Genomic DNA, 21,157 nt, shown 5'->3' on the forward strand with positions numbered 1-21,157 from the left:
GGGTTAAATGGGGTAAATCTAATTACACCAACAAGGTGACGACAAAGCATAAACGCTTATATGTCGCCATCTTGAGGGAGCTTAGGGTAAAGCACAAGTTCGAAATCATCGAGCCTTTGCCACTTTTCCTTTTTATAAACAGCCTTTTCTAAAACCGACTTTAGGAGGCTGTTTTTCTTTTTGGGATCATCTGTTTTAAAGTACAAATCAAGAACATGTTCTACTTGAGGAATTGTATCCTTCTTCACTTTTTCCTTCTTAATTTCTGTTTTAATTTCTTTCTTTAAGTTTTCCATAGTGAAAGTAATTTCAGTTATACGGTCAGAAACTACATTCGAGCGTTCTAAAAACATATCGACTGTGTAAACGCCACGTTCTAATAAATCATGTAAATTATTTTTTTGTTTTTGGACATCTACTAATTCTTTTTCAAGCTTACGTAATGCAGCTTCATTCATTTGAATAACTTGTGTTTCTTTTAATTTGTCATCTTGCTTATGTTTTTCAAAATCAGCTTTATAATTGATGTACCATTCTTTTAATGCCTCGAGTAAACGCTTCTCAATTAATTCTGTATAACTTGATTTGTTTTCACAGCCACGGTGTTTACAATCCATCGTTTCTTTTCGATTCTTTGGATAACGTTGTACCATACTGTAATTACATTTAGCGCATTTAATAATACCAGCCAATGGATTCTTTATTCCGTTCGTATTGTAGGGAATGTGATATCTTGAGTTTAATTTTTCTTGTACTTGCTCAAATAAGCTTTCGGGTATGATAGGCTCATGTTTGCCATCAGCAATAATCCAATCTGATTTATCTTGTCTTGCACAACTACGTTTCAAAGCGTCAGGACGTTTTACTTCTTTTCTCTTTTGCCAAGTCACCTTTCCGATGTACACATGGTTTTTTAATATATCTAAGATGCTGTAGGGGTTCCAGTCATTACCTAACTTACTTTTGTAGCCAAGATCATTTAACTTGCTCCTAATTGCATTTGCTCCCATATCCTCATTTGCATACCAATCAAATATCATTCTTACAACTGAAGCTTCTTCTGGATTAATCGTTAAAGTACGTTCTCGTTTATTTAAGCGATGGATATCATATCCGAATGGTGCATGTGTACCAAGGTAATTTCCAGCCTCTACACTGGCGATACGACCTCGTTGCATACGTCGTGTAATAATCTTTAACTCCTTACGAGCCATAAACGCTTCAAATTCGCTGTATTCTTCGTCCCACTCATCATTAAGGTCATAAGTCTTCCTAGGTGTCATAATCTTCGTATTCGAGCGTTTAAACGTCTCTAAAATGATTCCTTGCTCTTTCATACCGCCACGACCTAAACGGTCCATATCCATACAAAGAACAACATCATATTTGTTATCTTCAATTTCTTCAAGCAATGCTAACATTTCAGGTCGTTTCACTAAACTTTCACCAGAAACGATTTCCTCACGAACAGCTAAAACATTTAAGTTCATTTCCTTGGCAATTTTCAGCAGGGTAGTGCGGTGTTTTGCTAAAGTTTCACCTTCGCCGCGTGCTTCGGCTTCGAGATCGGCGCGGGATTTTCTTAGGTAAATTGCGGTTTTCATAGATAGACCTCCTTATTAATATATTATTTTAGGTGAGGTAATAAGTTTATGAAACAATTAGAATAAAAGAAAAGCCCAAAACAATTGGGCGTAGAGGGGGAATGTGAAAATTAAACATTTTTCAGTGGGCTGATATAACTATCTTTCTTAATTTCAGTTCCCTTCCCTTCCACTTATAACTTCCTTGAAAAGTCTCAGGTTTGTTTAATATTGTTTTGGGTATTAATTGAATAAGTGAATAAGCATTTTTATCAAATATATTCTTATTTATATTCACTTTTGATGCAATAAATTTGCTGCGATAATGTATTTTTTTATCTATTATAAACTCCAGGTATGATTATCTTTCATCTTCAGATATATTATCATGGTTCGAATCAGAAGTATTTTTAGAAAATTTATTTTTTAGATATTCATAAATGTTTTTAAGTGTATTTCCACCGAAAGATTCTACTAATATGGGTTCTTTTTTTACATCGTCAATAGGTAAAATGATTATTTTTCTATTCATGTCCTTACTTTTCATATATAGGCGCGGTTGACTATATAGAATAACCTCATTTTTATTTGTTAATCTTATTATATACATTTTACCATGTTTTTCGTGCTCTATATAAAAGGATTCTTTTCCTAAGTAGTCGGCAAACGTACTGAAATATACTTGTGCGACTATTATCCAGGTAAATATGAAACATACCAAAAAGTAGGCAGCAATGAAATTAACATCTTTTCTTAATTCAGGGTTTGGTAGTGATATGTATTTTTCGAAAACATTTACAGAAATGGCTGTTAGAAATAAGGAGATTATGGTTACATGTAACAGGCGAATAAATAAGTTTTTTTCAGCTGTGAAAAATAATTTTTCTATTTTAGGAGTTGATACTAAAACAAGAGCTTTTAAAGTTAAAAGTATTATGGCACCAATGGTGGCTATGTATGGTATTGGAATTGATTTTAATATTGTTTGTGTATCCATTTGTTTAAGTCCTACCTTTTGTACGTTTATAGTGATTTGATAAGATAAGTAGATTTATTAATAAAAACATATTAATGTCTTTTAAACGTTTTTAGTATGTTTTTAAGTTAGAAAAATTTTGTAGCTAGATAATAGAGATAGTATCAGCTAATAGTCGAAAGAAAAGCTCATAAAAATTATGAGCTTTTAAAGATTATTGAACAACAATAAATTTCTTAAAGAAGGCCTTACGTTTTGTCTTATCGTACACGTAGGGATCATTAAATTTCTTGACCCAAGATTTGTCTTCAACTTTTAAATCTTCAATTTTAAAGCCTAAGTATGTATTTAAAGATTTTCTATCTAAGTTAATACTGTATGTTTTTCCTTCAAATGGAACAGTCATTTTTACAGCATTTAAATCTGGAAATTGTCTTAGTAATCTTGCAGGTTCACTTACAAGCATTTTTTCAATAGCATCTCCAGTTGAAAAATACTGTTTATATTGTTCTTCTGTGACATTACTATCTGGTTTTGCTGATTTAAAAGCTGAAAATGAATCATGGAATGTAATTTCTGCTTCTTTTGCATTCAATTTCATATCTTTAATAAAAGCATTGCCCTTAATGTTTTGAGCATAAGCAACAAAAGCATCTTCACTGATTTCTACCTGTTTTGGTTGTTCTTGTTGCGTTGTTTCATTTTTCTTTGTTTCATTATCTTTATTGTTTGCAGTTGTTTTTACATTTTCAGTAGAAGTTGCTTCCTTCTTTTCCTGTGGCTTGTAAGTTGAAACTGCTATAATAAGAAAAATGATAGCTAAAATAGAGGCAATACCAGCGAATTTGAAAAACTTTTTGGCATTTTGTTTTTTTCTAATAAGAAAAACAAATGATGTGACTAGTAAAACTAATGCAGCTAGAATTGATAATAAGCATAATGTTGAAAATAGAGCGTTCATTTTTAGTTCTCCTATTCTTAATTTATGTATTTAATTATTTTAATGTATTAAACGACTTTAAGCGAGTAAAATTCCATAAATTTCTGCTACCTCTCGGATTGAGAGGGTAGTATTTTGATGTTCAGAAATCATTTCATCAGAGAGTAGGAGTTCGACCGCAAATGTATTTGCTCTAAATTTTAATCAATCTACAGAAAATAGAGTTTTATTTCTTGAAAATGGAGTATTGGTTTTGGGTTGTAATAGAGCATACCAAAATTAAAAACTTTAAATTACTACAAAAAAATTTCTGAAATTGATTTACCTTTTTCGAGTTGTTTAATTACTTGCTTTGTTGCAACTTGCTATTTTATCTTAATAATCAAGTGCCTGTTTTTTTGCGATCGGATTGTCATCCATTTGTTCTAATTGAGATAACGCAGAACGTGCTGTATCGCAATCCATTTTTTCAATTTCTTGTCTCTCGAATCGTTCACGGCGAGAGGCTGCCGCCCTATCGAAAGCTTCCTCTTTCTCTTTTGGATCAGCGGCTTGAAGTTTTCTTATTTGCTCCTCCTTGAATCGCTCCGATTCGGGTCCTTCTATTTTTGGTGCTGATTGATTACTGGAATCATTTTCGTCGAGTTGTTTTTGTTTTTCTTGATTCTGTTGTTGTTCTGCTTTGGCTGCTTGTTCTTGCTTCGCTTTTTCTTCTGCTTGGCGTTGGGCTTCAGCTTCCTGATGTCGTTGTTCTTCTTGCTTCATTTTTTCCTCTGCTTGGCGTTGGACTTCAGCTTCTTGACGTTGTTGTTCTTCTACATTCTTTATTTCTTCTTGTGTGTGTTGTTCGTCTTCTTTAACTGGATTGTTAGTATCACAACCAACTAGTCCAATAGATAAAAAGAGCGCTGTAAATGGTACTAGGTATTTTTTCATTATTAATCCTCCATAAGTTAATAGAATTACGCCTGCTTTCTTAATAAACGTAAGTTTTTAAACGAGCAAATCCTCCAGGAATCCCATGGACCTCCGCAATTTCTTGAATAGATAAACGAGTATCTTTATAAGCAAAAATCATTTCATCGGTAAGTAACAATTCTACAGCAAATGTATTTGCTTCGATTTCTAAGCGATCCACTGAAAAGAAGGTTTGGTTACGCAAGAAGGGGGTATTTGCTTTAGGATGAAGTACAGCATGACCTAATTCATGCGCACAAACAAATTGTTGAGTAGTTTCGTTAATTTGATTATTAATATGAATGAATTTAAAGCGTTTATAAGTGTTGTAAAAACCAAGAGTATTCCCAAGGTCTTCAAACAACACTATAATATCTTTTCGTTTAGCAATTTCAAAGGGGTTTGTTGTGCCGTGTTTTTTTACGATTTTCATTACGTAGTCTTTAATTTTCATTTCTCGCTCCGTTCAATCTTTTTTATACTTGTTTGGAGTGAATTTTTGTTTTGCTAATTGTTTTGCCATGCGCATAGAGTTTTCTAGAGAAATGCGAATCATTTCTTTTGTATGATCGTCTATTGGTTCCCCGTCAAACATTAACGCTTCATCGCTGTTTTCTAGCTCTTCTAAGGTTTTTTCTAAATCACGTGCAATATCACGTTCTTCCTTAATTGATAATTTAGATGGATTATTAGATACCATTTCTTTTGTTTGTGTTCTATCTAACAGATAATCTGTTGATACCTCAAAAAAGTCTGCAATTTTCTTTAAAGTATCATAATCTGGTTCACGCTGGCCCTGCTCATAATTAGCTAATTTTCCTCTTGAAAAGCCCAAACGATCAGCGAGTTCATATTGACTTAGTTTTTGTTTTTTTCTAAGTTCCGAAATCTTTTTTCCAAGCATAAATTCTTCCTTCTTTCTAAATAAGAATAGGCGCTTTTTATTAATTATAGAAACGTTTAGTTTCTAAATCTATAAAGGAAACAAAAAGTTTCCAATAAACATTGACAGAAACGATTCGTTTCTTTATATTGGAGTTACAAGGAAACAAAACGTTTCTTTCTGGAGGTGGTATATTGAATGAAAAAAGAAATAAAATGATTGAATTTAGAAGTAATCAATCAAGAAAAGTCGTAGCAAGGCTTTTAAAAATTACCCCTCAAATGCTAGGAGCAATTGAACGTGGTGATAGAACGCCTTCATTAGAATTAGCTAAAAGAATAGCTGATTTTTATAAAACAACAATAGACGATCTTTTTTTTAGTTAAAAAAGAAACGAAATGTTTCTAGGGGGGTGAGAAAATGCCATCAACTAACATGGCAGTACCAACAGATCCGTCGCATAAACATATAAAAAGCACTTCAAGAGGTGACACCATGAGCCAACAAGAAGAATATGCGGCGACTTATGAATTTGGAAAAACGAAAGTCCATGTTGTGGCTCCTGAGCCAAAATCACAAAAGGATATTGATAAAATCCGTCAAGCATATTACAAGGCTGGTTGGGCCATCATCAAAGAAATACAAGTAAAAGAAAATGTTGAGGAATAGTTCCTCTCTTTTTATAAGAAAAGTAGACAAGTTACATATGTACTAAGTTCATTGTAACCATTTGAAAACTAAATATGGAGGCGAACAGATATGGGAACAAGCATATACTGCAATTCAGCAATAGGAGAATTATTACAGAATGCTAGAGAATGTTGTGACAATGTTCAGCTGAAAACGAAGAAAGGGCTATCTAAGTACCTTGGTATTACACATGAACGATTAACTCGTATTGAATCTGGACTTTCTAAACCAGAATTTGAACTTGCTATGGATTGGTGCCATGCAACAGGAGCAAAATTGAATCAACAAGCAATCAAACATATTTATGGTGTTGGGTTACCGCCTACAGATCCACGTTTAACTCAAGATGTAAATCTACAATTGATGAATTACATTAAACAAGCTGAAGAGGGAATTGCGGCAGCAAAGGAAATTATGAACTTACAAGTTACGACAAGGTCATGGAAGCATGATGAAAAAAAGAAACATGAATACGCAGTTCATGCAAAAGAAATCTTCGATACAATCCAAGCTACTCAATGTGTAGTACAAGCTCTTGAGCAAGTTCATTTTGGCATTATGGAACAAATACAAAGAAGTTGGTTGCAAAAGGCTATGGCGGAAAACGTTATTATTCAATCGGTGGATAGCTTAATGAATTTAACAAGGGTGCTGTAAAGGAGGAAGGAAAATGACAGTAGATTATAAGAAACCGAGTCTAAGAGAATACAAGGAATTAATTCGATATGATGCAAAATTAACTGGTGAAATTAAAATAGCCGAATTACTTAATGAGGATTCAAAAACAGTCGAGTTAAAGCAAGAGAAGAAATTATTGGGGATTCGAATCAAGATTATTGAAGCGTCATTTATTTTGAAACATAAATGGGTAAATAAAAAAGCTACCGCCTAGACAACAGTAGCTCTGAAAAATATCGTAAAGCAATTATAACATTATATAAATCATTTGGACAAGCCACTGTGCTTGTCGTTATGACCAGAAAGGGATTGTTCCTCCCATACCCCTACAATATGTTCCTTTCTGGTTGTAACGATGCGTACAGCATCAAATTAATTAGAAAGGAGATGTAATTCATGAACGATAAAAACAATCGTCTTCATGATTTAGTTCTTCCTGGGGATTTTTCATTTGCGAATAAACTTCGTAACTGTATGAGTGAATGTATTTATAACATGTTTAATGCAGAATCAACCGAAGAATCGAATCACTGGGAAGAAGAGCTTGAGCGATGTATAAGGGAATTTAAAATGCTTCGTGATACAAAAGAGGAACATGAGGCATCGATGAGTTATCGTGTAGTAATTAAAGATTTAAGAGCAAGAGGAGTTAACGCTTCGTTAGTAACACGTAGAAAATAAAAAAGATCTATCACTTGGCAGAGTGATAGACAAACGGTTTTGCAAAAGATCTTAGGATTAATTATATCAAATTAGCATTCGTATAACAACGGAGTGTGCTACATGCTTTTAGACAAATCATTACATAGAGTGTTGCTGAATCCTAAAGTGTTTCAACAAGTGACATCAGAGCAACACCTAATTTACTTAGTAAAACAATATCTCAAAATAGGATACAAGAATTATCGCTTATTACGTGTAGAGGACGGATTCGCGATATGTAAACGGGAGGATGAATAATATGGCAGTTTATAGACCAGTACACGTTTCATTTTGGCAGGATTCATTTGTTTTAGATCTTACACCGGAGGAGAAGTATTTCTACTTATATTTGATGACAAACAGTAAGACGTCTCAATCAGGAATCTATGAGCTTCCACTTCGTATCATTGAAACTGATACAGGATATAACCGTGAAACTGTTATGAAGCTATTAGAACGTTTTGCTGAGTACGGAAAAATTAATTACAACCAAAAAACAAAAGAGCTGTTCTTAATCAACTGGTTAAAATTCAATCCAATTAAAAATGTAAACATTGAAAAGTGTGTCTTAAAAGAGATTCAAACTGTGAAGGACCAGGATTTTTTAGTTGATTTCTATGAAACTTGCTTGCAATTAGAACGAGAACAAGATTTTAAAATTCCTCGTATTAAGGAGTATTTATCAGTCCGTTTGGAGGGGCTTATAAGGGGCTTCCAAGACCCTAGCAAGGAAGAAGAAAAAGAAGAAGAAAAAGAAAAAGAACAACAACAAGAAGAACGCGCAAGCGCGGAAGAAGTTGTTGAGGTTAATCCAATTTCTTTTTACGAGCAAAACTTCGGATTCATTACACCTTTTATCGCAGATGGTATTTATGCTTGGATAGATGATTTAAATGCAGAACTAGTTATTAAGGCTATGGAGCTTGCTTTAGAAAAGAATACGAGAAACATGTCTTACGTAAATACGATTTTAAGAGATTGGCATCTTAAAGGTTTTAAAACAGTAACTGATGTTGAGGCAGCTGATAAAGCATTTCGTGTTAAGAGATTAACAAAAGCGCAGCAACAGACACAAGCGCCTTATCAACAAAAAGGTTTATCAGAATCTACTAAAAACGTAATACAGCAGCAACAAGCATGGGAGCAGAACATTCCAACAGAAGAAGAACTTGCAGTACTTAACCAACAGAATGCGTGGTTGGCCAAATGAGTAACGATATGATTCGTAATGTTGAAGCTGAACAAAGTGTTTTAGGTAGCATAATCCAAGAAGGCGATTTAATTAAAGATTGTCAGCTAAAGGTAAAACAGTTTTCTTTACCAACGCACCAAGTGATTTTTAGGGCAATGAGAGAATTAGAGGATGCTGAGGTTCCCATAGATCTTGTTGCTCTCATTGGAAAATTCGATGAAAGCTTTATGCATCAAATTGGCGGAATTGAATTCTTTGTAAACTTAACAGAAGTTGTTACGACTACTAAAAATTTCTCGTATCACGAAGGCTTAGTTATTGAAGCTTGGAAAATGCGACATGCTCAGGAGGTTGCTGGTAATTTATATAACCGCCTTCAGCAAGATAGGGATATGAGTGCTATTAGTACATCAATTGATGAATTAAGCGCCATTGAAGAAACGGGTTACTCAGATGAATTTAACTTGAAAGATACGCTTGTTGATTTGTATAAGAACATGCAAATTGATGTAGGAGATTTAACCGGTATACCAACTGGTTATGACGACCTGAACAGAATGACAGCAGGATTACAAGAAGGTGATTTAATTATTGTTGGGGCCCGCCCTTCAATGGGGAAAACAGCATTCGTATTAAACGTTGCTTTTCATGCAGCGAGTGCTCATACAGCAACAGGAATCTTCTCGCTCGAGATGGGGGAGGAACAGCTACTTAAGAGGATGATTTCAAGTACTGGAAATATTGATGCTACAAAATTAAAAAATCCTAAGAAGCTATGTAATTTAAAAGATTGGGAAAAGATTAGTCAAGCGATGGGATTAATTAATGATTTGCCATTAGAAATTTATGATAAAGCAAATGTAACGATGCAAGAGATTTATGCAAAGGCTAGGAAATTAAAGCGTAAGTACCCTGATAAAAAGGTTTTAATTGCAATTGATTACTTGCAGCTTATTGTAGGGGATCCAAAGCATAGAGGGAACCGCATGCAAGAAATCGGTGAGATTAGTCGTAAGTTAAAACTGATGGCAAGAGAGCTAAATGTATGTGTAGTTGCATTATCACAGTTAAGTCGTGCTGTAGAAAGTAGACAAGATAAGAGACCATTGTTATCAGATTTACGTGAGAATGGTCAAATTGAGCAAGATGCGGATTTAATAGCATTCTTATATCGTGAAGATTACTATGACCGCGAGACAGAAAATAAAAACATCACAGAAATTATTTTAGCGAAACAGAGGAACGGTCCAGTTGGTGTTGTTGAACTAGCATTTATTAAAGAATTTAGTAAGTTTGTAAATTTAGAGAGAAAGTTCAACCATCAAAAGGAGGCTTAATGATGTTGTTACATCAGGAAGTAGGGCGTAGAAAACTAATAATCATTCGTAAATTATTGGGATTAGGATTAGCTGAAATTAACGGACAAACATTAGATCAATTAACGTTAACGCAGCTTGAAAGAATTTTACTTGCAAGCTTGCAGGTATTGGAGGGACAAAACAATGCCAAAGCAATTAACAATTTTTGACGTGGAATCAGTTGTATCATTTGATCCTAAGAAAGCTCATATTCACCGTTTGAATTCAAAATTAAGGTATACAGATGTGGTTGTGCAAATACCACGCCAAGCCAAAGCGATTGATGAATTAAAACCAACGACGGCGCCTGATGAACGTTATGAGTTGTTTGAAGATTACACAATTGGAATTTGGCGTTACAAACGAAAGGAGGATAAACAATTTGTATGGGAAGAAGCTGAAGAAATGTGTAAGCGAGCAAGAGATGAAAAAAAGCCGATTCCAATTCGGCTCCATCTATCACTGGAACAATCATTTGTTCCGGAAAATGTTATGCAATATTTGTAGACAAATAAAAAAAGCCGAGATTACTCTCAACTTACTTCGACAAAGTAATTATAACATATGGGAGTGATTTTGGTGGGAATTAGAAAAGAAAATCTTGTTGAAATGACAGCTGAAATAGATTTGAAAACAAACGGAATATATATTGTTAAAAATGGTCAGGTTCATCTAATAGAGCCACCTCAAGGTGGATTTGGTGAACAATCATTTGTATATCAAAGTGGAAAAGTAATTCGTATGGAAGAACGAAAAACACAGTTATTATAATCAAATTTGAATTTTGTACAAAAATACACAGAGTGATAAATACAGTTCTATAAATAAAAGCTCCACTCTCAAAAGGGTGAGAGTGGAGCCTATGGATGAAATTACTGAGTTCTTGGGATGGTGAACATCAGCACATAAATAATAGCATGAGTATTCGGAAAAATCATTGAATAAATGTTTCCGATTTTTCAAATTATAGTTAATTAATTTTTATTAAACAAAAGCGTTATTTGAATAGAAAATGGCAGGTAATTGAATAAGTTACCTGCCGCGATCCAAAACAGTTCGGAGGAGCAAGCTCCGATTTTAAAGAGTGTAGTTATGGGAAGCTGACTTGTAGTTATTATGTGTAAGGTAAAAAAGATTATTCTTTATTCGTAAAGGGGAATGAAAAAAGAGTACATATCAAATATGTACTCTTAAAAAAAGGAGAACCCTATGAGAATGATAGTACATCATATGCTTGTCCAAATAAAAGGTGAGAAGTTTTTAACAAAATAGTTATTTAAAAACAAGAAGCCTTAGAGTTAGGGCTCTAGGGCTTCTTGTTTTGGTATTCTCACATGGTTTTTCAAAAAGATTAGAACATATTGAAGATAACATGTGAATGTTTCATAAATGTATCAAAAAAGTGAACAAAATTGCTATTGCAGAAGAAGAAGAAATGAAGTTTCTAATACGTAAGTACATGAAAGGTATTATTTCCAATGGATAAAATGAGCATGGGGCACCTAATCATTATTTTATGGGAAGAAAAGAATATGTTATGAACTTGGTTGAATGAAAAAATGAAAATTTAAATTTTAGAGTGAAATTGCACAAAATTCTTATTTCATAACAAGCAAAAAAGAGCACCCGGGAAAGCGCTCTTTAACTAAGACACATATCATATTGAAAAGTGAAAATGTAGCAGCAATATATCTTATGTATGTTTTAAGTGTATGTGCCAAGTTAAAACAAAGTCCTCATTTGGATAGTAAAAAGGAAAAAGACAACGACCGGAGGGCTTGTTGTCTGAAAAAAAGTGGAATGTCATCAAAATATTAGTTGAAGACATAATAGGTTATTTAATGTATATGAATTGTGTATAAAAATATGCATTAGAAATAAAAAGAGCGCTGATCGAGAGCGCTCCTTATACCCAATCATAATGGAGGTGGCGTGCTCACATTATATAGAAAGGTAGTAATAAGATCAGTGAATAGATGTAATCTGTATTTAACAGTAAATAAAAAGAGTGCATTTTTATTTGCACTCTTAGTAAGGTAGGTGAATGTCTCATGAGATAGAAAAATCTGTAGATTGTAATCAGATTTTCATGAGTAAATTTTTAATATTGTATGCTTTGCTTGGAGTTATGGAGCCTGTCATTAAAGGAAAGAGGTAAGATGGAGTTTTAACACAAACGATATTTCATAATAAGCGAAAAAGAGCACACATATAAGTATGCTCTTCGATAAGAAAGGTAGGACTCTATGAGCGGAGAGTCTCCATAAAATAGCGTATGTTTGTGTCTTTTAAATGTGCAGAAAAAATCAACAAAATGTCAACGGAAACTCAATGAAAATGCTATTGTAGTAAAAAAATTAAAAAGAACCTGCTGTGGGATAGCAGGTCCTTTACAAAAATACCTATGAGGAAAATCAATGTCAACAATATAGTATCAATAAACGAGAATTCATTCCAGATGCTAAGTATTGAGAAAAAAATATTTGGCGTAACAAAGTGGTCAACTGTATTAGCTAACCACTTGTTACACAAAAGAAAATTAGGCCCTACAAGTAATAGATATGTAACTTAAAGTTACAGTTATAGTGTAAGCCAGATTGGAAATGTTATACGAAAGTTAATCTGATAAAAATCTCATTTTGTAGAAATAAGGAAATTAGAAAAGAGCACCATGCATCAGTGCTCTTTAAGAAAGGAGGTAACTCTTTAAGCGGAACGTCTAGGTTAGAAATATAAGATATGAAAAGGGAATAAGAACAAAATTTTATTTTAGATTTAATATAAAAGAGCAGCTAGCAAAAGCTAACTGCTCTTTTAAAGAACATTTAAGAAGGAAGTTCAAAAATTAAGTGTATTTATAATATAGACAAGTTTAGAGAATTTATTCAAGTGGGAGGATTTTTATGATAAAAAATACATTAGGTGGTTTAAATAACCACTTTTTTTATAAAAATAAAATTTTATTAGTAGAAGTTTTTTAAAAGGGCCTGTTGCGAGGGTAGGCCCTTTTGAGAAGAAATTAATAGTAAAGTTTACGTTGAGGTCACTTATATAATACACAATGAAACTTATTAATTCTATACGTTGAATGTTGAGAAAGAATTTTATGGAAAGAGGAGCAGCTAGCAAAAGCTAACTGCTCAATACAGAGAAGAGAGAATGGGACGGATTAAATGAGTTCTGGCTTATAGCCTGTGTATAGTATTTGTTTAATATTTAGAAATATTCAGTTGTGTCAAAATGAAAAAGAGCACCTTCGAACAGTGCTCTTTCTCGGAGTATATAGTCAAATGAGCCCAAAAATGAAGGTGTATAATAATGTTCAATCCAAAGTATGTAGTACTATATAAAATCGTGCAAAAAAAGAGCAGTTAGCTTTTTGCTAGCTGCTCCATCTAGGTATGCATCTCTGGATGTAATTATAGTATGAACGAAATATTGATTTTTATTAAGAGAGGAAAAATAAAATGAATAAAATTAGGCTGTTCCAACTTGATTTTGGTCTGCAACATCAGCATCAAATGTGTTTGTCGCGCTAACACCGTTAAGAGTATTCACGACAAATCCAACATTAGAAGAGCCAGAACCGTTATAAGCTTTCGTATTTTCTTTCGGTGATACGTTGTAAAAATCCCCTAAATTGAAAGCACCATTACTGTTTTGAACGACGAGATTTCCAACAATAGAAGGCATAGTACGCACCTGCTTTTCTAGAAAGTATTTAAATTAGCATATGGTGTATTGGTCTAGAGGTTCATTTGGATTTAAGATTTCAAAGTTATTGCTTGGAAAGGTCTGAATGAAATAACTATTATAAAATAGGTACAATTCACGTTCAGATTATTTTTGAATGTAATATAGGTATCAAAAGGAGTAAAACGCTCAAAAATGGAAGTGAGAGACATTTGTATGAGAGGGATGAGAGAAATGGAAAATGCAAAGAAAAAGAAAATAAGAAAAGCTATCGCTCGGCGTGCAATATCCGTTGATAAATACCAGGTTAACAAAGCTTGGAGAAACATCTTTGTGCAGGCTGGTATTATCAAATAAATGAAAACAGAATACAGTCCGGCTAGAAAACTAGAGGACACCAATTCATTAAAGCAGCAATAAAAGCTGTTTTAGGGATAGGTGTCCTTTTTATTTTGAAAAGGGGATGGGGGAAATGAAGGCGCTAAAACATCAATTATGTAAATGGAAAAAGCAATTCAAACAAGCAAAGAAGAAAAACAAGAGAAAAAGAAAAGAGAAATTAAGTACTCGTGACATTAAAGTTTTAATGGGAATTCATGGTCCACGTTATGAACGTAGACGCGGAGCTTTAAGACAAAAGTAATTTAAAAATAAAAAGGAGTGGTCTTACATGACTAAACAATTATCTTTCTTACCAAAAATTGATAGAACAGCAACACAGGAGGAATTAGAAGGTGTGTTGGAAAGCGTACGTATACATAGACAATTTGGGATGATGCGTAAAGAAATGAAAGTCACTCCTTCTTATGAAATGCGTGAGCACGGTCCTACACATGCAGTTGGAAAACCATTAGAAGATGTTGCTATAGCAAATATCCAACAAAGTAAACGAGAAGAGTGGCTTGAAAGAATGTCAGCACGTGTTGATCAGTTTCTAAATCGATTAGGGAATGGACGTGCAGGAAGCATTCAAAGAGATATTATTTATAAACGTTATTTAGAAGAAGAGGACGTATGTGACTACATGGTTTATAACGAAATAGGGATGTCAGAGCGTACTTATCGACGTTGGAAATCTAAAGCGTTTTATAAACTTGCTTTTGCACTTGGATTAGAAGTTTACGAGATAGAAGAAACGGGAGGTAATGAATAATGAATTTTGTTCAGCCAATACGTGATCCGGAAGAAATAAATCAGCTAAAAAAGTATTTTAAAGAAAAGAACTTACGTAATTACATTCTCTTCATTATGGGAATCAATACAGGCCTGAGAATCTCGGACATTTTGAAATTGAAGGTAGGAGATGTCAAAGGTAGTCATATATCTATGAGAGAAAAGAAAACCGGGAAACAGAAACGAATACAAATTACTGCAGCACTGAAAAGAGAACTTAAATGGTTTATTATAGAAAGAGAAGACAATGAGTATTTATTGCAAAGCAGACAAGGTAAGAATCGTCCAATTGGTCGTAGCATGGCATATAAGATATTAAGCGGAGCAGCGGCAGAGTTCGGGTTAGATGAAATAGGAACACATACGTTAAGAAAAACATATGGGTATCATATGTACATGCAAACAAAAAACATAGCATTACTTATGGAGATATTCAATCACTCGTCAGAGAAGGTCACGTTACGCTATATAGGTGTAAACCAAGATGCAATGGATAAAGCGATGACTAGGTTTAAAATCTAATCACTGGTTATTTCTTTTTAAATCTAGGGGAATTGTAGCATTTTGGAAAAAACTCAGGCTAAGAGTATGCAAGATTTTATACAGTTCCAGTAACAAACGAGAAATCTAAAACCGCGCCATAATAGGAATGTATAAAAAGATGAATAGCTTTATAGAAAATAAAAAAGGGGGATCCTTCTGAGAGTAAGGATCCCCCTTTTTTTATTGCTACCGATAATGAGGCGTTATGTCAACTTTTTCGTTGAATAAGGAATTTTAATTTAGATAATGCTCCTTATTCCTCCATAAAAAATGCTTTTCGCTCTGTAGTAATCCAATTCTCCAAATTGTCTTGGCTACGTCTAACAAGTCGGTTTACTAGCACGTCATGCCACACATAATCCTCTAATAAATAAATATGAACAGGGTCATCTGTATAAAAAGCAATACTACGCTCATTAACTGATGGTCCATAAATCATCTCTTTAGAATCTATCGACAAAATAAACCAATGCTCTGTAGACTGGGTTTCCGTATAAGGTGTTATACGGTGGGTTTCTAGATTTTTAATGGGATTTTCGACATGCAGGGTGATACCTTGTACCGTGACTTTATCAGCCACCTCAGATAGTTCTTCCTTTAACACTTCGTACATATCATTCCACATCGAAATGACAATACGTTTTTCTGCTTTGTTTATTAATGCCTGACAATAACTAATTATTGTTTTATTGTCTTTTAAAGTAATCACTCGATTATCCGCTTTTTCCTCGGAAGTTTCTAGTTTTTTTAATGAATCACTGATTCCTTCATAAGTAGACTGCCATTCTGATTGCGCCTTCTGTAAAAAGATTTCAACAGGTAGAGGTGAATAGCGGGTGGTGTCATTTATTTCTTCCTTCATGACAATTCCTTTTTCTACAAGGTTACCCAAAATCTCATAAATTCGCGCTCTTGGGACACCCGAATCCTTACTTACTTGGTAGGCTGTAACAGGACCTTGTTTAACAAGAGATACATAAGATTTAGCTTCATATTCATTAAAACCAATTTTTTTAAGCTGTTGCACCATGTAGTCCACTTTTTTCGTCCTCCGATGTTTGTTTTTATATTTCAACGTTACAATAACTCTTTACATTTAGCAAATTATTAGTTACTATTCCAATAGTGACTAAAGAAAGGTTGATAATATGGATTTTTACTTAGACCCATCAGTATTAATTATTTTGATTGTTTTTGGATTTTTAGCTTCATTTATTGATTCAGTTGTAGGTGGTGGTGGACTGATAGCTTTACCAGCTTTATTATTTACAGGACTGAATCCAGCAAGTGCAGTAGCCACAAATAAACTAGCATCGACAATGGGATGTGCAACTAGTAATATTGTGTTTTATCGTTCTGGTAATCTTGATTTGAAATCAGCATTTAAATTATTTCCACTCACTTTCATAGGTTCCATAATAGGGGCATGGACCGTTCATTTAATGAACCCAGAGCTACTGAAACCATTGATGTTGATAATGCTCGGTGTGGTTGCTATTTATACGATATTCAAAAAGGATTGGGGGAGTATTTCTACTCATAAGAAGTTGTCTGGTCGACACTTCATTATTTTTACTTTTTTTGTCCTTGTTATTGGTTTTTATGATGGATTTTTAGGTCCTGGTACAGGTTCATTTTTAATGTTTTCTCTTTTGTTTATGGGGTATGATTTTTTAAAAGCAGCAGGTAATGCGAAGTTTCTTAATTTAGGAAGCGATATTGGGGCATTGTTGATGTTTATGTATGTAGGACAAGTAAACTATACGTATGGCTTCATAATGGGAATTGCACAAATTGCTGGAGGGATCATTGGCTCCAAATTTGCTATAAAAAAAGGAAGTGGGTATGTTCGTGCCCTTTTCATTACAGTAACTTGTTTATTATTAGCGAAAAATATTTATGATTATATTCAATGATTTTTAAAATTAACTTCCTATAACTATAATTATGTAAATAAGCTGTCCACATGGGCAGCTTATTTTATTTTTCCGCATAGCTTAGGTTATTTTGCAAAATGCTGGTGGCATCTCTATACAGTTACTCATAATTTTTGTACTGTGTAACTCAAAAGAGAAAGTTAAATGAAATCAATGATACCAAGGGATTCAGCGAAGGGGGCAGTTACACACAATATAAGATATGGGTAAGTGGTAGTATCAAGGAATTGAATGGTGTATATACATAAATATAAAATGTAAGGGGGAGGTAATGGTGATTCATGTTAAATGAAGAACTATTAGAAGTAATAATTAGATACAAAAGGAATACTGGAAAAAATCCAGATGTGTTAAAGCTAAATCCAACTTATTTTAGAAATATTTTAGAAGAATTGAATTATCCAAAGTGGATTATTAAAAAGAAAATGACAGAAATGAAAAAGAGTATATTTGGTGTACCAGTGGAATTAACAGATGCAGTGGAAAAATTTGAACTATGAAAAGGTTGGCAGAGTCGTGACCGCTTTTTGGCAGGAAATGTGTCGGCTATTTTTGAATTAACGTGTTATATTTGTATTGTGGGAAGTGGCGGGAAACACAACTCACTATATTGTTTCTAAAATTCTAAACGGTTCGTGATGATGGCACATCAAATCCGAAACCAGCAGATGGTAACGATTGAATGATACCGTTATTAAGGAGAGCTTTTGCTCTTCTTCCAGTTACTTAATATTGTTGGAGCAGATGAATGTAGCGATATTAAGTGATTGGAAGAAGAATAAAACTTCATTTACCGTAATTGAATCACTGAATAATATACTGGAAAAGAGGACATTCACAAACGTGGTTGTCCTCTTTTTATTAGAAAGCCTGTACATTTACAGGAACAATAAAGAAAGTACCAGTATACCACCTAGAATGAAACCAACACATAGTGAAGAGTATTTAAGGAAAAGCATTGCGAACACTCCTTTTAGGTAAAGTATGAGTCAATAATGAAGATTTTATTAAAAAGCATCCATTCAGGTGCTTTTTATTTTGGAGGATGAAAGGAATGGCTAATAATAAATTAAAGATTAATATTGATGCTGATACAACTGAAGCATTAAAACAAATGAAGGAAGTAACCGAAGCTGCTAATGAATGTGTGGAAGCATTCGAGAAGTTGGAAAAGGTTATAGGTAAGAGTGAATTGAATGGAATCACAGTAAAAGTTTCTACTATTTTAGATGAGAAGGAAATTAGTGAAACTGTTTCTAGAATTCAGCCAACGGTAAATACAATTGTTTCAAGAACATGCTAAGGAAAGATAAGAGGTGAGAGAAGATGAAGATGGTGGTGTAATGTGTGTAATGAAGGAATACAAAACCAAACAACAGAAGCGTAAGTTCTATGACAGTGGTGAGTGGAAGAGGATACGAGAACAAGTAAAGAAGCGTGACAACTATGAATGCCAAGAGTGTAAGCGAAACGGTCGAATACAAACAGATACCAATGAGTACAGTGAGAGTGCAAAGCGTAAGAAGATACAACTCGTTGTTCATCATAAAAAAGAACTCGCACATCATCCAGAGCTTGCTTTAGAAATAGACAATCTCGAAACAGTTTGTGTGGATTGCCATAATGAAGAACACGGTAGAACATTCAAAAAGAAAATTAACAAATGGGAACACGATGAAAAGTGGTAAAAATGATTCAGTAATAACACCCCCCCTTAAAATATTTCATCAAAAATTGCTCTAAGGGGCACCGGAGGAGGGGGTCGTTTTTCCAGATTTTTAAGTTGTTTCGTATAGGACCCCTACCCAGTATGAAAATATGATTGAATCGAGGTGATATTATGGCGGACATTGATGAACGTGAGGTGCTAGTTAACAAAGAAAAAAATCGTTTAAAAAGATTATTTAAAGACATCCCACCTAGTAAGTTAAAAGTGGTTGAAGGATTAATTATTCAGGCAGCAAGATTACGAGTTTTATTAAATGAGATGTGGATGGATATATCTGAGAATGGTGACTATGAAATGTTCTCACAATCTGATAAAACAGAGCCGTATGAAAGAGAACGACCTGTTGCCCGGTTATATAATACCCGTGATCAATCATATCAAAGGGTCATTAAACAACTAACGGATTTGTTGCCAGAAGGAAATAATAAAAAAGAAATTAAGAAATATTCGGCAAGTGATTTAATATGATTGTTCATAAGTATGTAAGTGAATATATAGAACTATATGAAATAGGAACAGTGGTATTAAATAAAGAACGTATCATGCTTATAAGTTATTTAAAGCAAGATATATTAACACGTAATGATTTACATTTTGATGTGGATTTAATTCATAAATGTGTAACTTTCATAGAAAAGTGGCATTTTAAATTAAATTCTTTTCAGAAATTTTTAATAGCATTTGTGTTTTTATTTGATGAATATGAGGATGTTTATTTTGATCAACACTTCTGGATGATGGCAAGGGGTGCTGGTAAAAACGGATTAATTAGTGCATTAACACACTTCTTTATTAGCGAATTGCACGGTATTGAGCATTACAACGTATCAGTAGTTGCTAATACAGAAAGGCAGGCTAAAACTTCTTTTACAGATGTTTATGAAAAGAATAAAAAACATGAAATATTAGACGAGTTATTTGTATCAACAAAACAATTGATAACAAATAAAGCTACTCGTTCGACTTTTGAATTTCATACGTCTAATGCAGGGAGTAAAGACTCGTTAAGGGACGGGTGTGTTATTTATGATGAGATACATAGATATGAAAATAGCGACGTTGTAGAAGTGTTCTCTAGTGGTTTAGGTAAAGTTCCTAACTCTAGGGAATTTTTTATTACTACAGATGGATTTGTTCGTGAGGGTTATCTTGACAAAATGAAAGAGCGAGCTATGAATATCCTGAAAGGGAAAGAAAAAGAAGATAGATTGTTTCCTTTTATTTGTAAGATTGATAACGCTGAAGAAGTAGATAATCCTGATATGTGGGAAAAAGCAAATCCGATGTTTAGTAAGCCAATGAGTCAATATGCTAGAGGATTGTTTAAGAAAGTTATGCGTCAGTATAAAAATCTAGAAAACGATCCGTCTAATAGAGAAAATTTCATGACTAAGAGGATGAATATACCGGAAGTAGATTTAACAAAGTCTGTAGCTTCATGGGAAGAAATCATGCGTACTGGTTTTGAAGAAGATGGAGAAACGCTGAGAGAAGTTCCAGATTTAAAGCACAAAGTAGCTGTAGGCGGTCTCGACTTTGCCAGCATTAAAGACTTCGCGGCAGTCGGCTTGCTATTTAAGCATGGTGAAGATTATATATGGAAAGGTCATTCATTTGTACGTAAAGGATTCTTGGACAAGGTGAAATTAAAAGCGCCTATTTATGAATGGGCTGAAAATGGCTTACTAACTATTGTGGATGAGCCAGTTATTAATATCTCTCATATTGTGGATTGGTTTGTAAAAATGCGTGAGATATACGGATTTAACACAATAGTAGCTGATACATTCCGTCTTGATCTTGTTAAAACAGCACTTGAAGCTGAAGGTTTCATATTGTTATATATTCGTAATCCAAAAGCGATTCATTCTTTATTAGCACCAAGGGTTGAAACGTTATTTGCGAACAATCGTATTATTTTTGGAGATAATCCATTAATGCGTTGGTACACCAACAATGTTTACGTCCACATCAAAAAGGACGGCAACAAAGAATATCTGAAAAAAGATGAATTTAAGCGCAAAACAGATGGATTCCAAGCCTTTATCCATGCATTATGGCAAGCGGATAACATTCTTGTTGATGAATTCGATTTTATGTTAGACGGTATTAAATTCTAATAA

Annotated in this window: 28 protein-coding genes and 1 pseudogene; 20 read left to right on the forward strand and 9 right to left on the reverse strand. The window is 33.7% G+C overall.

Features of this window, described 5'->3' with window-relative positions; translation table 11 throughout:
* Positions 1-56: 56 nt before the first annotated feature.
* The 7 genes and pseudogenes from COK05_RS27860 to COK05_RS27890 form a co-directional block, all read right to left on the reverse strand.
* Positions 57-1,604, reverse strand: a complete 1,548-nt coding sequence (locus tag COK05_RS27860) for a recombinase family protein (protein WP_098615112.1) — start codon at positions 1,602-1,604, stop codon at positions 57-59.
* 340 nt (positions 1,605-1,944) lie between these two features.
* On the reverse strand, positions 1,945-2,580 hold the full coding sequence (locus COK05_RS27865; protein ID WP_098615113.1) for a hypothetical protein: 636 nt from the start codon (positions 2,578-2,580) through the stop codon (positions 1,945-1,947).
* A 193-nt stretch (positions 2,581-2,773) separates the two neighbouring features.
* Positions 2,774-3,520, reverse strand: a complete 747-nt coding sequence (locus COK05_RS27870) for a hypothetical protein (protein WP_098615114.1) — start codon at positions 3,518-3,520, stop codon at positions 2,774-2,776.
* Positions 3,521-3,577: 57 nt separating this feature from the next.
* Positions 3,578-3,772 (reverse strand): annotated as a pseudogene (locus COK05_RS31935) (ImmA/IrrE family metallo-endopeptidase); the annotation flags it as partial.
* 102 nt (positions 3,773-3,874) lie between these two features.
* On the reverse strand, positions 3,875-4,435 hold the full coding sequence (locus tag COK05_RS27880) for a hypothetical protein (protein ID WP_098615115.1): 561 nt from the start codon (positions 4,433-4,435) through the stop codon (positions 3,875-3,877).
* Between the two features lie 40 nt (positions 4,436-4,475).
* Positions 4,476-4,910, reverse strand: coding sequence for an ImmA/IrrE family metallo-endopeptidase (locus COK05_RS27885; protein ID WP_098615116.1), 435 nt, complete (start codon positions 4,908-4,910; stop codon positions 4,476-4,478).
* A 12-nt stretch (positions 4,911-4,922) separates the two neighbouring features.
* On the reverse strand, positions 4,923-5,360 hold the full coding sequence (locus COK05_RS27890) for a helix-turn-helix domain-containing protein (protein ID WP_002088140.1): 438 nt from the start codon (positions 5,358-5,360) through the stop codon (positions 4,923-4,925).
* Positions 5,361-5,533: 173 nt separating this feature from the next.
* Between COK05_RS27890 and COK05_RS27895 the strand changes: the two genes are divergently transcribed.
* The 10 genes from COK05_RS27895 (at position 5,534) to COK05_RS27940 (ending at position 10,730) form a co-directional block, all read left to right on the forward strand.
* The gene (locus COK05_RS27895; protein WP_098615117.1) at positions 5,534-5,725 is read left to right on the forward strand and encodes a helix-turn-helix transcriptional regulator; all 192 of its coding nucleotides are present in this window, start codon (positions 5,534-5,536) and stop codon (positions 5,723-5,725) included.
* A gap of 34 nt (positions 5,726-5,759) precedes the next feature.
* Entirely contained in the window at positions 5,760-6,008 is a 249-nt protein-coding gene (locus COK05_RS27900) for a hypothetical protein (RefSeq protein WP_001141264.1), read from the forward strand.
* Positions 6,009-6,098: 90 nt separating this feature from the next.
* Positions 6,099-6,686, forward strand: a complete 588-nt coding sequence (locus COK05_RS27905; RefSeq protein ID WP_070179463.1) for a sporulation sigma factor-processing peptidase — start codon at positions 6,099-6,101, stop codon at positions 6,684-6,686.
* A 13-nt stretch (positions 6,687-6,699) separates the two neighbouring features.
* A complete protein-coding gene (locus tag COK05_RS27910) occupies positions 6,700-6,921 on the forward strand; it encodes a hypothetical protein (protein ID WP_000215317.1) in 222 nt (73 codons plus the stop codon).
* 182 nt (positions 6,922-7,103) lie between these two features.
* Positions 7,104-7,388, forward strand: a complete 285-nt coding sequence (locus tag COK05_RS27915; protein ID WP_043937853.1) for a hypothetical protein — start codon at positions 7,104-7,106, stop codon at positions 7,386-7,388.
* Between the two features lie 280 nt (positions 7,389-7,668).
* A complete protein-coding gene (locus COK05_RS27920; RefSeq protein ID WP_098615118.1) occupies positions 7,669-8,619 on the forward strand; it encodes a DnaD domain-containing protein in 951 nt (316 codons plus the stop codon).
* The gene (gene dnaB, locus COK05_RS27925; RefSeq protein ID WP_098615119.1) at positions 8,616-9,938 is read left to right on the forward strand and encodes a replicative DNA helicase; all 1,323 of its coding nucleotides are present in this window, start codon (positions 8,616-8,618) and stop codon (positions 9,936-9,938) included. Before COK05_RS27920 ends, dnaB begins: the two co-directional genes overlap by 4 nt.
* Before the next feature lie 2 nt (positions 9,939-9,940).
* Positions 9,941-10,129: a hypothetical protein gene (locus COK05_RS27930; protein WP_098615120.1), complete on the forward strand. Its 189-nt coding sequence runs from the start codon at positions 9,941-9,943 to the stop codon at positions 10,127-10,129.
* Positions 10,104-10,466: a cell division protein SepF gene (locus COK05_RS27935; protein ID WP_098615121.1), complete on the forward strand. Its 363-nt coding sequence runs from the start codon at positions 10,104-10,106 to the stop codon at positions 10,464-10,466. Before COK05_RS27930 ends, COK05_RS27935 begins: the two co-directional genes overlap by 26 nt.
* 72 nt (positions 10,467-10,538) lie before the next feature.
* On the forward strand, positions 10,539-10,730 hold the full coding sequence (locus tag COK05_RS27940; protein WP_098615122.1) for a DUF3954 domain-containing protein: 192 nt from the start codon (positions 10,539-10,541) through the stop codon (positions 10,728-10,730).
* Positions 10,731-13,436: 2,706 nt separating this feature from the next.
* Here COK05_RS27940 and COK05_RS27945 read toward each other — a convergent pair.
* On the reverse strand, positions 13,437-13,652 hold the full coding sequence (locus tag COK05_RS27945) for a spore germination protein (protein WP_098615123.1): 216 nt from the start codon (positions 13,650-13,652) through the stop codon (positions 13,437-13,439).
* Between the two features lie 234 nt (positions 13,653-13,886).
* Here COK05_RS27945 and COK05_RS27950 point away from each other — a divergent pair, with 234 nt between their 5' ends.
* The 4 genes from COK05_RS27950 to COK05_RS27965 all read left to right on the forward strand — a co-directional run bounded on the left by COK05_RS27950 (position 13,887) and on the right by COK05_RS27965 (position 15,347).
* Positions 13,887-14,009, forward strand: coding sequence for a DUF3983 domain-containing protein (locus COK05_RS27950; protein ID WP_098615147.1), 123 nt, complete (start codon positions 13,887-13,889; stop codon positions 14,007-14,009).
* Between the two features lie 115 nt (positions 14,010-14,124).
* Complete coding sequence (locus tag COK05_RS31490; RefSeq protein ID WP_098615124.1) at positions 14,125-14,295, forward strand: hypothetical protein; 171 nt, start codon at positions 14,125-14,127, stop codon at positions 14,293-14,295.
* A gap of 27 nt (positions 14,296-14,322) precedes the next feature.
* On the forward strand, positions 14,323-14,805 hold the full coding sequence (locus COK05_RS27960) for an ArpU family phage packaging/lysis transcriptional regulator (protein ID WP_098615125.1): 483 nt from the start codon (positions 14,323-14,325) through the stop codon (positions 14,803-14,805).
* Positions 14,805-15,347, forward strand: coding sequence for a site-specific integrase (locus tag COK05_RS27965; protein WP_098615126.1), 543 nt, complete (start codon positions 14,805-14,807; stop codon positions 15,345-15,347). The genes COK05_RS27960 and COK05_RS27965 overlap by 1 nt, the downstream gene beginning before the upstream one ends.
* A gap of 274 nt (positions 15,348-15,621) precedes the next feature.
* On the opposite strand, the gene COK05_RS27970 is transcribed toward COK05_RS27965, so the two are convergent.
* Positions 15,622-16,407, reverse strand: a complete 786-nt coding sequence (locus tag COK05_RS27970) for a TrmB family transcriptional regulator (protein ID WP_098615127.1) — start codon at positions 16,405-16,407, stop codon at positions 15,622-15,624.
* Positions 16,408-16,516: 109 nt separating this feature from the next.
* Between COK05_RS27970 and COK05_RS27975 the strand changes: the two genes are divergently transcribed.
* The 6 genes from COK05_RS27975 to COK05_RS28005 all read left to right on the forward strand — a co-directional run bounded on the left by COK05_RS27975 (position 16,517) and on the right by COK05_RS28005 (position 21,154).
* Positions 16,517-17,284 carry a TSUP family transporter gene (locus COK05_RS27975; protein WP_098615128.1) on the forward strand — a complete coding sequence of 256 codons (768 nt, stop codon included), beginning with the start codon at positions 16,517-16,519 and terminating at the stop codon, positions 17,282-17,284.
* 302 nt (positions 17,285-17,586) lie between these two features.
* Positions 17,587-17,805: a hypothetical protein gene (locus COK05_RS27980; protein ID WP_000930971.1), complete on the forward strand. Its 219-nt coding sequence runs from the start codon at positions 17,587-17,589 to the stop codon at positions 17,803-17,805.
* A gap of 554 nt (positions 17,806-18,359) precedes the next feature.
* Positions 18,360-18,608 carry a hypothetical protein gene (locus COK05_RS27990; protein WP_098432539.1) on the forward strand — a complete coding sequence of 83 codons (249 nt, stop codon included), beginning with the start codon at positions 18,360-18,362 and terminating at the stop codon, positions 18,606-18,608.
* Between the two features lie 49 nt (positions 18,609-18,657).
* Complete coding sequence (locus COK05_RS27995; RefSeq protein ID WP_098432542.1) at positions 18,658-18,993, forward strand: HNH endonuclease; 336 nt, start codon at positions 18,658-18,660, stop codon at positions 18,991-18,993.
* Positions 18,994-19,145: 152 nt separating this feature from the next.
* Positions 19,146-19,502, forward strand: coding sequence for a hypothetical protein (locus tag COK05_RS28000; protein WP_000763336.1), 357 nt, complete (start codon positions 19,146-19,148; stop codon positions 19,500-19,502).
* Positions 19,499-21,154, forward strand: coding sequence for a terminase TerL endonuclease subunit (locus COK05_RS28005; protein ID WP_098615129.1), 1,656 nt, complete (start codon positions 19,499-19,501; stop codon positions 21,152-21,154). Before COK05_RS28000 ends, COK05_RS28005 begins: the two co-directional genes overlap by 4 nt.
* Positions 21,155-21,157 lie beyond the last annotated feature (3 nt).

The organism is Bacillus cereus (genome assembly GCF_002567495.1).
In the GTDB taxonomy this organism is placed as follows: Bacteria; Bacillota; Bacilli; order Bacillales; family Bacillaceae_G; genus Bacillus_A; species Bacillus_A cereus_AQ.

Coding starts and splice junctions, on each gene's coding strand:
- COK05_RS27865 (WP_098615113.1), bottom strand. CDS start 2,580: ATGGATACACAAACAATATTAAAATCAATTCCAATACCATACATAGCC.
- COK05_RS27930 (WP_098615120.1), top strand. CDS start 9,941: ATGTTGTTACATCAGGAAGTAGGGCGTAGAAAACTAATAATCATTCGT.
- COK05_RS27965 (WP_098615126.1), top strand. CDS start 14,805: ATGAATTTTGTTCAGCCAATACGTGATCCGGAAGAAATAAATCAGCTA.
- dnaB (WP_098615119.1), top strand. CDS start 8,616: ATGAGTAACGATATGATTCGTAATGTTGAAGCTGAACAAAGTGTTTTA.
- COK05_RS27980 (WP_000930971.1), top strand. CDS start 17,587: ATGTTAAATGAAGAACTATTAGAAGTAATAATTAGATACAAAAGGAAT.
- COK05_RS31490 (WP_098615124.1), top strand. CDS start 14,125: ATGAAGGCGCTAAAACATCAATTATGTAAATGGAAAAAGCAATTCAAA.
- COK05_RS27900 (WP_001141264.1), top strand. CDS start 5,760: ATGCCATCAACTAACATGGCAGTACCAACAGATCCGTCGCATAAACAT.
- COK05_RS27880 (WP_098615115.1), bottom strand. CDS start 4,435: ATGAAAAAATACCTAGTACCATTTACAGCGCTCTTTTTATCTATTGGA.
- COK05_RS27870 (WP_098615114.1), bottom strand. CDS start 3,520: ATGAACGCTCTATTTTCAACATTATGCTTATTATCAATTCTAGCTGCA.
- COK05_RS28005 (WP_098615129.1), top strand. CDS start 19,499: ATGATTGTTCATAAGTATGTAAGTGAATATATAGAACTATATGAAATA.
- COK05_RS27990 (WP_098432539.1), top strand. CDS start 18,360: ATGGCTAATAATAAATTAAAGATTAATATTGATGCTGATACAACTGAA.
- COK05_RS27860 (WP_098615112.1), bottom strand. CDS start 1,604: ATGAAAACCGCAATTTACCTAAGAAAATCCCGCGCCGATCTCGAAGCC.
- COK05_RS27885 (WP_098615116.1), bottom strand. CDS start 4,910: ATGAAAATTAAAGACTACGTAATGAAAATCGTAAAAAAACACGGCACA.
- COK05_RS28000 (WP_000763336.1), top strand. CDS start 19,146: ATGGCGGACATTGATGAACGTGAGGTGCTAGTTAACAAAGAAAAAAAT.
- COK05_RS27890 (WP_002088140.1), bottom strand. CDS start 5,360: ATGCTTGGAAAAAAGATTTCGGAACTTAGAAAAAAACAAAAACTAAGT.
- COK05_RS27995 (WP_098432542.1), top strand. CDS start 18,658: ATGAAGGAATACAAAACCAAACAACAGAAGCGTAAGTTCTATGACAGT.
- COK05_RS27915 (WP_043937853.1), top strand. CDS start 7,104: ATGAACGATAAAAACAATCGTCTTCATGATTTAGTTCTTCCTGGGGAT.
- COK05_RS27975 (WP_098615128.1), top strand. CDS start 16,517: ATGGATTTTTACTTAGACCCATCAGTATTAATTATTTTGATTGTTTTT.
- COK05_RS27945 (WP_098615123.1), bottom strand. CDS start 13,652: ATGCCTTCTATTGTTGGAAATCTCGTCGTTCAAAACAGTAATGGTGCT.
- COK05_RS27905 (WP_070179463.1), top strand. CDS start 6,099: ATGGGAACAAGCATATACTGCAATTCAGCAATAGGAGAATTATTACAG.
- COK05_RS27950 (WP_098615147.1), top strand. CDS start 13,887: ATGGAAAATGCAAAGAAAAAGAAAATAAGAAAAGCTATCGCTCGGCGT.
- COK05_RS27935 (WP_098615121.1), top strand. CDS start 10,104: ATGCCAAAGCAATTAACAATTTTTGACGTGGAATCAGTTGTATCATTT.
- COK05_RS27960 (WP_098615125.1), top strand. CDS start 14,323: ATGACTAAACAATTATCTTTCTTACCAAAAATTGATAGAACAGCAACA.
- COK05_RS27920 (WP_098615118.1), top strand. CDS start 7,669: ATGGCAGTTTATAGACCAGTACACGTTTCATTTTGGCAGGATTCATTT.
- COK05_RS27910 (WP_000215317.1), top strand. CDS start 6,700: ATGACAGTAGATTATAAGAAACCGAGTCTAAGAGAATACAAGGAATTA.